The sequence below is a fragment of the Bacillus mycoides genome (assembly GCF_001757995.1).
GTDB classification, from domain to species: domain Bacteria; phylum Bacillota; class Bacilli; order Bacillales; family Bacillaceae_G; genus Bacillus_A; species Bacillus_A mycoides_B.
On sequence record NZ_LXLV01000070.1, the window covers coordinates 46,973 to 60,767 of the forward strand.

Annotated in this window: 16 protein-coding genes and 1 pseudogene; 8 read left to right on the forward strand and 9 right to left on the reverse strand. The window is 36.5% G+C overall.

All coding sequences use genetic code 11. The features are described 5' to 3' along the window. Window positions 1–190: 190 nt before the first annotated feature. Together BWGOE10_RS24705 and BWGOE10_RS24710 are read right to left on the reverse strand one after the other, a co-directional pair. Window positions 191–2,764 carry an FtsX-like permease family protein gene (locus tag BWGOE10_RS24705; protein ID WP_070145341.1) on the reverse strand — a complete coding sequence of 858 codons (2,574 nt, stop codon included), beginning with the start codon at window positions 2,762–2,764 and terminating at the stop codon, window positions 191–193. Then, window positions 2,748–3,531, reverse strand: a pseudogene (locus tag BWGOE10_RS24710) (ABC transporter ATP-binding protein). Before BWGOE10_RS24710 ends, BWGOE10_RS24705 begins: the two are co-directional and overlap by 17 nt. A gap of 282 nt (window positions 3,532–3,813) precedes the next feature. Between BWGOE10_RS24710 and BWGOE10_RS24715 the strand changes: the two are divergent. Beyond that, window positions 3,814–4,395, forward strand: coding sequence for an NAD(P)H-dependent oxidoreductase (locus tag BWGOE10_RS24715; RefSeq protein WP_016120993.1), 582 nt, complete (start codon window positions 3,814–3,816; stop codon window positions 4,393–4,395). Between the two features lie 32 nt (window positions 4,396–4,427). Here BWGOE10_RS24715 and BWGOE10_RS24720 read toward each other — a convergent pair whose 3' ends face one another. From BWGOE10_RS24720 to BWGOE10_RS24735, 4 genes are all read right to left on the reverse strand, one after another. Then, entirely contained in the window at window positions 4,428–4,958 is a 531-nt protein-coding gene (locus tag BWGOE10_RS24720; protein ID WP_070145343.1) for an iron ABC transporter substrate-binding protein, read from the reverse strand. Between the two features lie 116 nt (window positions 4,959–5,074). Then, window positions 5,075–5,839, reverse strand: coding sequence for a TIGR01457 family HAD-type hydrolase (locus BWGOE10_RS24725; RefSeq protein WP_070145344.1), 765 nt, complete (start codon window positions 5,837–5,839; stop codon window positions 5,075–5,077). Between the two features lie 107 nt (window positions 5,840–5,946). Beyond that, window positions 5,947–6,579: a helix-turn-helix transcriptional regulator gene (locus BWGOE10_RS24730; protein WP_070145345.1), complete on the reverse strand. Its 633-nt coding sequence runs from the start codon at window positions 6,577–6,579 to the stop codon at window positions 5,947–5,949. An 85-nt stretch (window positions 6,580–6,664) separates the two neighbouring features. Beyond that, a complete protein-coding gene (locus tag BWGOE10_RS24735) occupies window positions 6,665–7,105 on the reverse strand; it encodes a DUF86 domain-containing protein (protein ID WP_070145346.1) in 441 nt (146 codons plus the stop codon). A gap of 147 nt (window positions 7,106–7,252) precedes the next feature. Here BWGOE10_RS24735 and glpX point away from each other — a divergent pair, with 147 nt between their 5' ends. The 4 genes from glpX to BWGOE10_RS24755 all read left to right on the forward strand — a co-directional run bounded on the left by glpX (window position 7,253) and on the right by BWGOE10_RS24755 (window position 9,907). After that, complete coding sequence (gene glpX / locus BWGOE10_RS24740) at window positions 7,253–8,224, forward strand: class II fructose-bisphosphatase (protein WP_070145347.1); 972 nt, start codon at window positions 7,253–7,255, stop codon at window positions 8,222–8,224. Window positions 8,225–8,240: 16 nt separating this feature from the next. Then, entirely contained in the window at window positions 8,241–8,507 is a 267-nt protein-coding gene (locus tag BWGOE10_RS24745; protein WP_002124268.1) for a DUF3055 domain-containing protein, read from the forward strand. Between the two features lie 369 nt (window positions 8,508–8,876). Further along, complete coding sequence (locus BWGOE10_RS24750) at window positions 8,877–9,374, forward strand: cytoplasmic protein (RefSeq protein ID WP_070145348.1); 498 nt, start codon at window positions 8,877–8,879, stop codon at window positions 9,372–9,374. A gap of 11 nt (window positions 9,375–9,385) precedes the next feature. Beyond that, the gene (locus BWGOE10_RS24755) at window positions 9,386–9,907 is read left to right on the forward strand and encodes a GNAT family N-acetyltransferase (RefSeq protein WP_070145349.1); all 522 of its coding nucleotides are present in this window, start codon (window positions 9,386–9,388) and stop codon (window positions 9,905–9,907) included. 9 nt (window positions 9,908–9,916) lie between these two features. On the opposite strand, the gene BWGOE10_RS24760 is transcribed toward BWGOE10_RS24755, so the two are convergent. Beyond that, window positions 9,917–10,219, reverse strand: a complete 303-nt coding sequence (locus tag BWGOE10_RS24760) for a YutD family protein (protein WP_000435944.1) — start codon at window positions 10,217–10,219, stop codon at window positions 9,917–9,919. Window positions 10,220–10,337: 118 nt separating this feature from the next. On the opposite strand from BWGOE10_RS24760, the gene BWGOE10_RS24765 reads away from it, so the two are divergent. Then, window positions 10,338–10,916, forward strand: a complete 579-nt coding sequence (locus tag BWGOE10_RS24765) for a YhcN/YlaJ family sporulation lipoprotein (RefSeq protein WP_070145350.1) — start codon at window positions 10,338–10,340, stop codon at window positions 10,914–10,916. A gap of 28 nt (window positions 10,917–10,944) precedes the next feature. Here the strand turns inward: BWGOE10_RS24765 and BWGOE10_RS24770 are convergent, their stop codons facing one another. Next, window positions 10,945–11,676, reverse strand: a complete 732-nt coding sequence (locus tag BWGOE10_RS24770) for a MerR family transcriptional regulator (protein ID WP_070145351.1) — start codon at window positions 11,674–11,676, stop codon at window positions 10,945–10,947. Window positions 11,677–11,784: 108 nt separating this feature from the next. On the opposite strand from BWGOE10_RS24770, the gene BWGOE10_RS24775 reads away from it, so the two are divergent. Next, on the forward strand, window positions 11,785–12,600 hold the full coding sequence (locus BWGOE10_RS24775; protein ID WP_070145352.1) for a YhfC family intramembrane metalloprotease: 816 nt from the start codon (window positions 11,785–11,787) through the stop codon (window positions 12,598–12,600). A gap of 23 nt (window positions 12,601–12,623) precedes the next feature. Here BWGOE10_RS24775 and BWGOE10_RS24780 read toward each other — a convergent pair whose 3' ends face one another. Next, entirely contained in the window at window positions 12,624–13,067 is a 444-nt protein-coding gene (locus BWGOE10_RS24780; protein WP_070145499.1) for a hypothetical protein, read from the reverse strand. 133 nt (window positions 13,068–13,200) lie between these two features. Between BWGOE10_RS24780 and BWGOE10_RS24785 the strand changes: the two genes are divergently transcribed. Further along, the gene (locus tag BWGOE10_RS24785) at window positions 13,201–13,755 is read left to right on the forward strand and encodes a histidine phosphatase family protein (protein ID WP_070145353.1); all 555 of its coding nucleotides are present in this window, start codon (window positions 13,201–13,203) and stop codon (window positions 13,753–13,755) included. Window positions 13,756–13,795 lie beyond the last annotated feature (40 nt).

The following is a 13,795-nucleotide window of genomic DNA, read 5'->3' on the forward strand; positions in this document are numbered from 1 at the left end:
ACGCATTATTCCCTTTCTATACGTTGCGACAGATTCGGATAATAAAAAGCACTCCAGCCAGAGTGCTTTTTACTTTCAAACAAGGAGGTTACATATATGGATAGTACCCTTGTATTTAACTTTGGTATCGGTATTGTTATCATTTTATTCGTCTTCTTTGTACTTTGTATGAGCGGGATATAGTAATCTTTTATGCTGATAACTCCTTTAAAGTATCACTCAATTTAAACTTTCTTAATTGTAATGAAGCAATCATCGCTGCCCCTGCTCCAAGTATCACACTCGCAAAAGCTAATATGAAAACTTGATTATACGGAATGATAATAACCGTTAATTCTAAACTTGATAACACAATATAACTAAATAAAATCCCGCCAAAAATGCCAATACAACCAGCTATCACTCCCAGTAAAGTCCCCTCTAATAAAACAATCCGTCTCATTTGCTTCGGAATAGCTCCTACCGCACGAATCATACTAATTTCAGCACGTCTTTCATGTAAACTTGAGACAATCGCATTCATTAATCCTATACCAGAAATAATGAAAACAATTACTACTAACAAGCGAATTAACATCATCATTTGCGATAATAACTGCTCCTGTTCTTTTAATAAATCATGGCTATTAATAACTTCTACGTTCTCTTTATTATTTGTAATTTGTTTTACTTGCTTCTTAATCGATTCAAATGATTGATTAGAATTTGTCATAATTTGAATCGCTTCATATCCTTGCACGTGAAACTTATCACGGGCCCATTGTTCATTCACCAAAATATCGAATCCTCTTAACCTTACTCCTTGCTCAATAATTGAAACGACTTTAATTGTTTGCTTTTCTTTTCCCTTACCTTGTACTTCAATCGTATCCTGCAACTGAAGTCCTAATTTTTTAGCCGTTTCCTTCGTAACGACTCCCTCTCCATCTTGTAATGGCTTATTTAAATCTCGTCCTGTAATCACTTTCGCTTTGGTTACTTTTTGATATGCAACAATATCATTCCCCACAACTTCCATCAAATCAGGTTCAAAATTATTTTTCCTCGCATATTCATACCACTCTTGATCCGCTTTTTTAAAATCATAATTTACAAGCTTCGCTGTAAAGTCAGTAGCATTTCCTACACTCGCCTCTATACCATCAATTTTTTTCACCTTCTCCATCCAACTAAATGGTAATGTTTCTATTCCTTGTGACTCTACTGGAATTCTTATTACTAAATCTGCTGGTAAATGTTTTTGTAATCCTTTTTTCATACCTTCATACATAGAATTTACATACATCGTGCCAACAAGTGCTAACATAAAACCAAATGCTAGTATAGCAACCGATACAGCTGCCTTATTCCGATAACGAATTACATTCCGGCTGCTAATCGTCGTTTCAATTCGTAATATCATTTGAAGTGGTTTTGCAATCACTGGTGCTATCATCCGAATAAATAACGGAATCGCAAATAACAAACCGACCGCAAATAAAAGTGCTCCTATCGCACTTGGATTAAAACCGATATACCGCTCTAATACGTTACCCGCTAGTCCAATAACAGTACCAATGATTAAAATGCTACAACTAAAAGCACTCCATCTTTTTTCTTTTTTCTCATTACTAGGAAGTCCTGGCCGAAGTGCTTGAACTGGTGGAATCTTTCTAACCATGAAAGCTGGTATAATAGCCCCTATTACTGACATAACAATCCCTAGTAAAAACGTAATGAGTAAAATTTCACCTGAAATCGAGAATGCTTCTTTCCCTGCACCCTCAATATTCACCCATTTATTAATAAATGATGCGGCGATTGTTTGCGTACCCGCTCCAAGAATAACTCCTGCTAGCGATCCGATTGCCCCAATACATAAAGCCTCTAATAAAACGACTAATATAATTTGATTTGGATTACTACCAAGTGCACGTAATAATGCCCATTGCTTAAATCGACTTCTGACAGATAAGAAGAAACTTCCCATTATTAAAAGGGCTACAACAAATAAAGCAATACCACCTAAACTAAAAATTAATGGCTTCATTACATTTAGTCGTTCAAATGCCTTATCTACATAAGTACGTTGGTCCACCTTTATATTTTCAATCTTTTTATGTACATCAAAAGCAATTGCTTTTTTCACATTTACATCTTGTACTTTCACTTGAACGAGATTGAATTGATTTAGTAAATTTAATTCTTTTTGAAGCCAATGGATTGGAAAATAAGCACTATGCCCCATTGACGCCATTAACGGTGGATTTAAAATACCAACAACTCTCACAGCCTTTTCACCATGCTGCGGGAATGGCAGTTTAATCGTATCTCCTACCCGTATATTTTCACGATCTGTATACCCTTTTGTCAGTGCTACTTCAGCACCTTCTTTCGGATATCGTCCTTCTAATATTTTATAAGAATGCATTTCTGGAGAATCTTGCTCAACACCCCAATAAGATGGCTTTCCCGATAGTTCTTTATAATGTGGAAAAGGATACGGTATAAGTGCTTTTGATATTTTTTCAGCATTTTCTAAGCCATCTATTCCTTCTAAACTTTCATTATTTAAATACATATCATTTTTTATATAGCCAAATTGTAAATTATAATCTCCATACCGACTTACTACTTGTTCCTTCACACTTTGCTCTACTGATTGATTACCTAGTAATAACATCGTCGCTAACATAACACCTAAAGCTGCACCGAGGGCAATCAACATATTTCGCAACCAATTTTGTTTCATCGATTTTATCGCATACTTAATTACCCATCGCATCACCTTTACCTCCTACTTTAAAGTGATGATTCATAATCTCTTGAATTTGAGTAACTTGTTGCGGGATATTTCGAAATTTCCATCCTTTACTTTCAGCATGCTCATGAATCACTTCACCATCTAATAAGAAAACAACTTTATCAGCATGGGCCGCTACGAATGGATCGTGCGTTACAATGACAGCTGTTTGCCCTAATTCATCACATGCATTGCGAAGTGCCGCGATAATATTTTTGCTATTTTCTGAATCCAATACTCCTGTTGGTTCATCAGCTAATATAATAGCTGGCTCATTTGCAAAAGCTCTTGCTATCGCAACCCTTTGCTGTTGCCCACCTGATAACTGTGCTGGTAAATGCTTTTCTTTTCCTTTCAATCCAACGAGCTCTAATAAACGATTTGCTGTCACCGTTGCCTTCTTTTGCGAAACATTATCTAATAGTAAAGGCAACCCTACATTTTCCTCCGCATTAAACACTGGAATTAAATTAAACTGTTGAAAAATAAAACCGATTTTATGCCTTCTAAATAAAGCGAGCTCTTTTTCTTTTAATGTTGAAATCTCTGTACCATCAACTCGAATACTACCTACCGATGGAATATCTAATCCACCTAACAGCTGAAGTAAGGTCGTTTTACCCGATCCACTTGCCCCCATAATACAAACAAAATCTCCTTTTTGAATTTGAAGATTAATATCTTTTAAGATCTTTACTATCCCCAATATCAAATGATTTTTCTAACCTTTCAATTTCAATAATATTCATCCCAATATCCCCTTCTCTCTATTTACCAATCTATATATTCTATTCAGAAATGCAAAATCCCTACTATTTTGTATTTTTTTGTCACATACTAATATTTATATTAACCGGTAGTAAGTGCCCGATTAGTGTGAGCAAATAATCAGTGCGGGATGGCCCACCCACCGATTAAAGTTTCATTTTATTTCTCATGTCAGAAAAGTTGATTCTCGCAACGAAAGTAACCATAATAGTTACACAAATATATAAAAACTATTCACATATCCACAAATAGGAGGAAGAACAATGAAACATGTAATCGTTTATGCACACCCGAATACAGAAAGCTTCAACCATGCAATTTTAGAAACTGTAAAAAGTGAATTAGAAGGAAAAGGGCATGAAGTGCGCGTTCGTGATCTATACGAATTAAATTTCAATCCAGTATTAGGTGCTTCCGATTTCACCTCATTTTCTCAAGGAAATACACCAGAAGATATTAAAGAAGAGCAAGAGCATATCTCTTGGGCTGATAGCATTACATTCATTTACCCCGTTTGGTGGGCAGGACTTCCTGCTATTTTAAAAGGATATGTTGACCGCGTATTTAGCCACGGCTTCGCTTATGCTTACGGTGAAAATGGCATTGAAAAGTTATTAAGCGGTAAAAAAGGATTATTATTATCTACAATGGGAAATACAAAAGAAGCATACACAGCAGGCGGTATGTTTGACGCAATGAAGAAAACAGCGGATGTTGGTATTTTTGAATTTACAGGCATTGAAACACTTGAGCATACATTCTATACGAGTGTTCCTTCTGTGGATGACAGTGTGCGTAAACAATATCTTGAAGAAGTTAAAGACGTTGTGAATCGTGCATTTTAATAAAAAACTCCGGTTATAACAACCGGAGTTTTTTATTTCATCATCAATTTCGGAATATATCTTTGAAGTATACTTTCTAATTCATTCATATCTTCCTGTCTAATAAGTAAATTTACATTATCATTCATTTTTTCTCGCCCGCGATATAAAAATATATTTTCTTTTGGATTTTCCCATGTTGATGTTTTATAGCCTTTTAATTCTTCGTATGAATAAAAGTTCAATCCGTCTATTACACCTTTTTCATATATTTGTACACTTTTAATCAGATGGATAGCTATTAAAGTCATAAAACAACTTACTACAGCATAACTACCTGACTGAACGAGAAACTGTTCAATTGTACCAATATCACCACTTACGTACTGAGCATATGTATACATACATTGTCCGATGAAATACGCCGGTCCAAGTGATGCAATCCAACGTCGTTTCACCCGAGGATATGTTGCAATAAGTTTTCCCGCGCTTTTTTTCATTGCATTTATTTTATATATCTTCCATAGAACAAAGAACAAAACACATAATGTAAAAACAAACATAATGCATGACATCCAGTACACTCTTATTCCCTCCCCTTTTATATCAATACATATAAATTCTACATTTTATATAACTGTAGTACATATGCAATTGTGCATAAAAAAACAGGCAACCTCTTCGGGTTACCTGCATTTCATTACATCTTCTCAATCCACTCCGTCAAGTTATGCACAACTTGCGTCGGTTGTACTTCGTATTCTGTTAACTTCTCCACAGTTGTTACTCCAGTGTGGACAAGAAGGGTATGCATACTAGCATTTATCCCCGCTAAAATATCTGTATCGTAGTTATCCCCAACCATTAAAGCTTCTTCTTTTCCTATGCCAAGCACTTTTAACGCTTGTTCCATAATGATGGATTCTGGTTTTCCGATAAAGATTGGATCTACACCTGTTGATACTGCAACAACTGATGTTAATGAACCGTTACCTGGTAATAACCCTCGCTCAGTCGGAATTGCAATATCCCCATTTGTGGAAATAAACGTTGCACCGTTACGCACAGCAAGACATGCTTTTGCTAACTCTTCATATGTGATATCGCGATCTAAACCAACAACGACGAAATCAGGATTTTCATCCACAAGTTCAAACCCTTTTTCCACAAGAGCAGCGTGTAAGCCCTCTTCACCAATCATATATACAGTTGCATCTTGTTTTCGTTCATAAATGAAGTTCGCTGTAGCCATACTCGTTGTGAATACTTGCTCCGCTTTCGCTGGAATATCGAAACGAACAAGTTTTTCTGCCACTTGTTCTGGTTTACGAGTTGAGTTATTTGTAACGAATAAATATGGAATACCGCGCTCCCCTAATGCTTTTACGAAGTCGCTTGCTTCTTCAATTTGCTCTTCACCGCGATACATTGTACCGTCTAAGTCAATTAAATAGCCTTTATACATCTGTTTGTCTCTCCTTCTATGCTAACGTTCTCATCTATCATACCACTCTTATATTAACCCCTTTTTCAAAAGAAAAAAACGCTTTACCCTAAAGCGTCCCATAACGTTCATTTTTTCTCTTTTATTTGGTACGAACAATTACAATCGCCCACGCACATGTTCGTTAACGTCTTCACATTTGCACCTGTAAATAACCGCTTGTACATATCTTTTTCATCTTCACACACTTGCGGAAATCTCTCTGCAATTTCCTTTAACGGACAGTTTTGTTTTTCAATTACGAAAGAATTTTCTCCATCTCTCTTTATTTGAACCATATAACCATTTTTCTCTTGCATAGCAGCTATTTCCTGTACTTTATACGCTAAATTACTTTGATTGCTTATCTTCTTTTGCAACTGCTCTTCCATTCGTTTCGTTCTCTCTTGTAAAACGTAACGAAGTATTTTTTCATCGCCCATTCGAGCTAAATCATCTAGTATTTCAATAGCAAACTGCTTATATTCTTTCGGGAATGTATCTTCTCCCTTTTCGCTTAATCCATACAAATAAGTTGGTCTTCCGACATGTTGCCTTACCATCTTAGAATAAATGAATCCATCTTTCTCAAGATTACTTAAATGTCTGCGGATCGCCATTTCTGTAATTTCTAAAACGTCAGCTAATTCTGCTACCGTATGCTCTCCCTTTACTTTCAACAATTGGACAATCTCGTCTTTCGTAGTGCGTGCTTCCCCCATGCTTCACCCTTCTCCCTTTTCCCTTTTCTTTCTCGCATATAATATAAGATCCCCAAAGGAATTCCCGGGGATCTTATAAGCACAATTATTCTGGTACAAATGCAGATACAGGCCCTAATTCCTTTTCTAAATAACTGTGAATATTCGCTGGGTATTTCTCTACCACGGCGATATGTTTTTGAATCGTCTTATATAATTCATCATGATTCATTTGAATATAATCTTGCGTAAGCATTTTTCGAAGAAGAATAATTTCTTTAATACGCGCTCCCTCTTCTCCACTTATAACTCTCTCGTCCATTAAAATATCAATAATATCTTCGTAACTTCCTGGATCGCGCATAATAAATCCATCAATCATCGCATTTCCTACATCTAATATACAATCGATAATAAGATGCGACATGCGCTCTAATGCGTAAAATTCAAACTCGGTTTCATATGTCTTTTTCTCTTGAAATGTATTTGTTGCTCGTTCTAAACATACTAGCATTTGTTCTATTTTCTTTCTGTCTACGAAGTACATGAATGTCACCTACCTGGAAATTAAAGCATTTACATTTTAATTGTAACGCTTTCTTCTGAAAAAATCGACAATTTTTCGAATTCACCTTTTCCTCGTTATTTGTTATAGTTATATTTGTATGATTTTTGAAATTGGAGGAATGCAACCTTGGAACGTGAACTCGCACTAGAAATTGTCCGTGTAACAGAAGCAGCAGCCTTAGCATCCGCACAGTGGATGGGCCGCGGAAAGAAAAATGAAGCAGATGATGCAGCAACTACAGCTATGCGTGATATGTTCGATTCAGTAAACATGGCAGGTACAGTTGTAATTGGTGAAGGAGAACTTGATGAAGCACCGATGTTGTATATTGGTGAAGAACTAGGAACAGGTAACGGTCCAGAAGTAGATATCGCTGTTGACCCATTAGAAGGTACAAACATCGTTGCGAAAGGCCTTGCAAATGCAATGGCAGTTATCGCAATTGCAGATAAAGGAAACCTTCTTCATGCTCCGGATATGTACATGGAAAAAATTGCGGTTGGTCCAAAAGCAGCTGGTAAAATTAGCTTAGATGATCCAATTGAAAAAACAATTGAAATTGTAGCAGAAGCAAATAATAAAAAAATTCGTGACCTAACGGTTATCATCCAAGAACGTGAACGTCATCAAGAGATTATTGACCGTGTTCGTGCAAAAGGTGCACGCGTAAAACTATTTGGTGATGGAGATGTTGGTGCATCAATCGCTACAGCTTTACCTGGGACAGGTATCGACTTATTCGTAGGTGTTGGTGGAGCTCCAGAAGGCGTTATTTCTGCAGCAGCATTAAAATGTCTTGAAGGTGAAATGCAAGCTCGCTTAGTTCCAATGAACGAAGAAGAAGAAGCTCGTTGTCGTGAAATGGGATTAGAAGATCCTCGTCAACTTCTTATGTTAGATGACTTAGTATCTGGTGATGACGCAATCTTCTCAGCAACAGGTGTATCTGCTGGTGAGTTATTAGACGGCGTGAAATTCCTTGGCGGAGATTTAGCTGAAACATATTCTATCGTTATGCGTTACAAAACAAGAACGGTACGATTTATTAAAACACACCACCATTTAGACCATAAACCACACTTAAACTTAGATATTTAATAAAGGAGCCATGTGTATGGAAGAACGTTTCTTTCTGTACGACGATACTGTCGCTACAAAAACTCGTTTCGTTAGCTTTATGGGAGAAAATGAGCGTCATGATTTAGCGCTTCTATACTCCGATCGTCATTACGGTAAAACGATAGTCCTTGATATGCAGAGTAACAAATTTGCTATCATCGGTCCTGACGATTTAAACGAACCAGGCTACTTAGAGCATGCATTTTCGATGTCTGAAGAAAATGCAGAAGAATTACGCTCATTTTTATTTGAACTTATATAATTTATCTGGTGCACCAGCTATTTTAGCTGGTGTTTTTCATTGTAATGATTTTGAATTTTCAATCTTTTATGTTATTATTAAGAATAAATCTATTTGGATAGAAAGGACGTTATCTACGTATGCCAACATTTACTTTGTAGTGGATCAGCAATTGGATAGCATTACTCTCAAAAAAGCACCGTGCTTTTTCAAGGGAGTAGTCTGCCCATTCCCATTACAAAGGAACGTGATACATCTGTAGTATGATGTTTACGGAGGTTCCTAAGGGAAGCTCCTTTTATTTTTGTCTACTTCTCATGTCTTCATACTACAAGACATCCAAATAGCTGTATTCCGTTCCTTTACCACTAATATAAGAGGTGAAGGAAAATGCAGAAAGTACAACTTTCTTGGAGTTTATATGAAAATGAGTTATCCACAATCGAAAAATATTGTAAAAATTGTAGGCGCACTACCCTTTTTACTGATACGAATATTCGCAGGCATAACGCAAATGGAAAAAACATATACCGATTTGCAATTTATAAATGTCCGAAAGATCATACGTGGAACCAAAAGCTTCACATTTATAAATCATTTACTGATCACGTCGAAACTGTCGATATGACTCAGCAAGAACAAACTGAAACAAGTACTACCATTTCCATTACACAACATAAAGAAAGTGGCATAGCTGAAATCACGATCGTATTAGACATCGTTTTTGGTTCCCACCGAATTGATAAAGCATTATCCACATATATTTCTGATTGGAGCCGTACACTCATTGTGGATAAAATTAAAAATGGGGATATCCAACTAAATGGACAACAAATGAAGCCAAACAAAACGCTTTCTGAAGGTGATTATATTTCAATTTGTTTGTAAGGAGGACTCTCATGTTAAAGGTAAGAAAAGGCACAATTGATTTATTGGACGAATTAGATGTGATGTATGCAGAATGTAAAGAAGCACTCTTACAGAATCAAATTTACCAATGGGATGATTCTTATCCGACGCGAGAACACATTTCCTATCATCTAGAACAGGCCGAATTGTATTGTCTATTCCAAGACCAAGTACTTGTCGGCGCCGTCGTCTTAAACGAAGCACAGTCTCCAGAATACAAACTAATTGATTGGTCAGAAACAGACGGACGCTTTCTTATCGTCCACTCTTTTGTCATCCATCCGCTCGCGCAAGGAAAAGGATATAGTAAAGTACTTTTATCCTTTTGGGAAAGTGAAGCAAGGCAGGAAGGTTGCAAAGGAATACGCCTAGATTGTTTTACAGGTAATCCTGTTTCATTAAGCCTATACGAAAAAAACAATTATATTTGCCGAGGTGCTGTTTATTTCAAAAGTAAACAGCCTCCTCATAATTGGTATAATTGCTATGAAAAAAACCTCTTACAATCGTAAGAGGTTTTTTTATTTCTTCACTTTTCGTAATACGAAGTGTGCACAACCGAAGTTACAGTACTCGTATAAATACTCTGATAAAGTACTAATTTTCGTATCATATGTCGAACGTTGATTACTATCATCAAAAAATCCACGCAATCTAAGTTGCTCATAACCCCAGTCTCCAACGATATAATCATATTTATTTAAAATTTCCGCATAGCGCTCTTTAAATGCTTCTTCACTAAAACCGTCACGAAAGTTTTTAATTACTTCGTACTGAACATTATTAACGCTCACCGTAGTATGAATCTCTTGCTTTTGCTCCATTATGAACTTCCTCTCTAAGCATTCTTCTTTTTATCGTATCACAAAGCATAACAACCAACAATTTCAAATACAAAAAATTGCAAATTAGTACATGCTATGGAGAAGGAGGTGATACATCGTGAAAAAACAAATTTTACTTTCCCTTCTCACTCTTTCCTTATTTGCAGGCTGCCAATCAACTAATAAAGCCGAAATGGAGCGTGAAGAAGGAAGTCGTGTTCTTGTTTCCAACAAAAACGACATGTATCATACAGAAAACACAAATACAAGGTTAACTAGAGTCGGTTATTCTTCTAAACAGAAACATGAAGTATCTAACAAACAAGTAGGCGCTATTAACCGTGAGAAAGTCGCCGAAATGATTACGAGCATGACAGTCAAACTTCCTGACGTCACCAATGCCGCTACACTCGTTACCGACGACGAAGTGTTCGTTGTATACCGTGCAAACACAACGGATCCGAAACTCGTAACAGATCAAGTATATAAAACAGCTTTGTCCATCGTCCCTCGCTATTATAAAGCATATGTATCAACAAACCAAAAGTTGATTTCTCAAATTCAAGGTCTTCAATCTGGTAGCTTAAACGATAAAGAATATGAACAAAGTCTTGATATGTTAAAACGTGAAATGAGCAAAAACCCTCATTTGAATAATACGGGGGATCAAACTTTAAATGATATGATAAAAAAATAAAAAGGTGGAGAAAACCTCCACCTTTTTACTATTTCTTACGATCCGCATAAACCTCCATCGCATCACACATAAACTGCGCTAAACCTTCACCAAACTTATCAATATTTTTCGTAAAGCGCTCATCAGCAACATACATTTGACCGAGTCCCTTAAATGCCGCTAATGAATATTCACCGAAGTTTTGCAAGTAATCGTACCATACCCCGATTGCTTCTTGTGCCTCTTTAGAATCCGGTGCTCCATTTCGAAGTGTTGCTAGATTTCTGTAAATATTATTAAACTCCTCCTGTTTCTCTGTAGACATACCCTTCGCTGTTTTATTCGCTTTATCTACAGCCTCATCTCCCCATTTTTCACGTGCTTCTTCTTCGTACGGGTTATGACTAAAATCAAATCCTTCAAATTTCTCTTTATTCGTCATCTCAATCTCTCCTTTTGTATGCTGAATTGTTTTATTAATCGTCGCTATCACTTTATCCAACCTAGCTCGCTTTTCAAGAAGCATTTTCTTATGAAGCTGTAATGCCTCTTCACGGTCGAATGAAGGACTCATGATAATCTCCTTAATCTTCTTTAAAGGGAAGCCAAGCTCTTTAAAAAATAAAATTTGCTGTAGTGTTTCTAAATTTTCATTGGAATACAGACGATATCCAGACTCTGTCGTCTCATCTGGGGTTAACAATCCAATTTCATCGTAATGATGCAGTGTGCGCACACTAATTCCAACTAAATTAGCTACTTCTTTTATCCTCATTGTCATGCGTATCTCCCCCTTAATACATACGATAAAGTATGACGCAACGTTAGAGTCAATAAAAATTTCATTTTGTTTTTGAAAGATTCATCTCTCCACATTCCCCTACATTTCATGCATAATATATATGTACATACATTAGAAAGCGGTGAAAGTATGGTTTCAAATACTGTAATTGCCAGTATCATAATTCAACTCGTTGTTTCGGTTCTGGTCCCAATTATTGTACTCGTTTATTTCCGTAAGAAATATAATATTAATTGGAAAATAGTTGGTGTTGGTATCCTTATCTTTATCGGGTTTACCCAAATTCTCGAAACACCATTCCAATTATTCATGCGTGGTAATCCCACAACAGCTGAGTTTTTAAAGAACCCATTTATCTTTTCGATTTTCGGCGGACTAACTGCTGGTATTTTTGAAGAACTAGGTCGTTTCGTTGCCTTTTACTACTTACTGAAAAAATATCGAGATTATAAAGACGGTCTTGCGTACGGAATTGGGCACGGCGGTATTGAATCGATTTTAGTCGGCGGATTCGCTGGGCTTCAAACTCTTACCTTTGCAACATCTATTAACAATGGTAGCTTCGCTCAAATGGTTGAACAATACCCACAGTTGAGCCATATCAAGGACTTGTTAATAGAGCAACCTGCCTATTTATACTTACTTGGTAGCCTAGAAAGAATTATGGCATTAGTGCTGCAAATTGCCTTCACAATGCTTGTCGTATACGCGGTAAAACAAAAGAAATACATTTTCCTCGCATACGCTATACTATTCCACGCACTTGTAGACTTTTTCGCAGCACTTTACCAAACAAAAATGATTAACATCTTTGTAGCAGAAGGAATTACTCTTCTCTTCGCGATTGGTGGTTTCATTCTTATTCGTAAAATGAAAGAGAAATTAGTGAGTATGCCAGAGTAAAAAATAACCCACCAATCGGTGGGTTATTTTTTATATAGATTGTCGTAGTGATGATAACTTTTCCCCCCTCGCAGCTCCCTCTTTGTTTCTGCATCTATAACGATGTACTTATGAAACTCATCTACTTCATCTTGGGAAAAGGAACCAAAAAAATAAACTTGGCGATCTGGATGAACAAACGAATCTTGAATCACCACTCTACTGCGACAGCCGACAGCAGTTTTTTGTCGGAAGTTAAATTCTGCATCTTGTACTTCTTTCCATAAAATTTTCTTTCGAACATTATACGCCGCATTTTTGTATTCCTTATAGACCTTCTTATCTAACTGTTCATAAAATAGATCTTCATTCACAAACGATTTGTTTTGATTGCTCGGGTATTCTAAGTTTTGATTTGATTGTGCATATGTTGTGGACAATTGTATGAAGAAACAAATACTGAATACAATACATATCATTTTTTTCATAATTGCACCTCGATTTTCTATTATCCACATTACTTTTCCACATACTTAGATCACTATTCCGCTTCCAAGAAAAAGGAATTTTTTCCACATTTGTCGAAGTATATATCGTCAACTTGAAAGATGGGGATGAATTATGAAGAAAATTATTGTAATACGACATTGTTCCGCAACTGGACAAAAACGTGATGCCGAATTAACGACTGCCGGAAAAGATCAAGCTAACACCCTTGCTACATTCCTCTTAGAGAATCATCTACAAATAGATCATATTATTTCGAGCCCATTTGTCCGTGCTATCGATTCCATTCGGCCCTATGCGCTCCAAGCTAACTTATCTATCCAAGAAGATGAACGATTAGCTGAACGCATATTAAGTAACGTTCCAATGGATGATTGGATGCAAAAACTAGAATCCACTTTTACAAACATAGATATTGCCTTTTCAGGCGGAGAGTCAACAAAACAAGCAACGGACCGTGCTATATCGCTTATCCAAGACGTTTTAAAATTAAACCATACTACGACACTACTTGTTACACATGGTAACTTACTTACGCTCATTTTAAAGCACTTTGATCATACTATCGGCTTTAATGAATGGAGAACTTTAACGAATCCTGATGTTTACGAAATTACAATCGATGAACGAAGCATCGTAAAACGATTATGGGAAGCATCGTCCAAGTAGTATCCCTTTCCAAAACACTCAGTTGACGCCGCGAGAAGAG

Coding starts and splice junctions, on each gene's coding strand:
- BWGOE10_RS24705 (WP_070145341.1), bottom strand. CDS start 2,764: ATGCGATGGGTAATTAAGTATGCGATAAAATCGATGAAACAAAATTGG.
- BWGOE10_RS24715 (WP_016120993.1), top strand. CDS start 3,814: ATGAAACATGTAATCGTTTATGCACACCCGAATACAGAAAGCTTCAAC.
- BWGOE10_RS24725 (WP_070145344.1), bottom strand. CDS start 5,839: ATGTATAAAGGCTATTTAATTGACTTAGACGGTACAATGTATCGCGGT.
- BWGOE10_RS24730 (WP_070145345.1), bottom strand. CDS start 6,579: ATGGGGGAAGCACGCACTACGAAAGACGAGATTGTCCAATTGTTGAAA.
- BWGOE10_RS24735 (WP_070145346.1), bottom strand. CDS start 7,105: ATGTACTTCGTAGACAGAAAGAAAATAGAACAAATGCTAGTATGTTTA.
- BWGOE10_RS24745 (WP_002124268.1), top strand. CDS start 8,241: ATGGAAGAACGTTTCTTTCTGTACGACGATACTGTCGCTACAAAAACT.
- BWGOE10_RS24750 (WP_070145348.1), top strand. CDS start 8,877: ATGCAGAAAGTACAACTTTCTTGGAGTTTATATGAAAATGAGTTATCC.
- BWGOE10_RS24755 (WP_070145349.1), top strand. CDS start 9,386: ATGTTAAAGGTAAGAAAAGGCACAATTGATTTATTGGACGAATTAGAT.
- BWGOE10_RS24760 (WP_000435944.1), bottom strand. CDS start 10,219: ATGGAGCAAAAGCAAGAGATTCATACTACGGTGAGCGTTAATAATGTT.
- BWGOE10_RS24770 (WP_070145351.1), bottom strand. CDS start 11,676: ATGACAATGAGGATAAAAGAAGTAGCTAATTTAGTTGGAATTAGTGTG.
- BWGOE10_RS24775 (WP_070145352.1), top strand. CDS start 11,785: ATGCATAATATATATGTACATACATTAGAAAGCGGTGAAAGTATGGTT.
- BWGOE10_RS24780 (WP_070145499.1), bottom strand. CDS start 13,067: ATGAAAAAAATGATATGTATTGTATTCAGTATTTGTTTCTTCATACAA.
- BWGOE10_RS24785 (WP_070145353.1), top strand. CDS start 13,201: ATGAAGAAAATTATTGTAATACGACATTGTTCCGCAACTGGACAAAAA.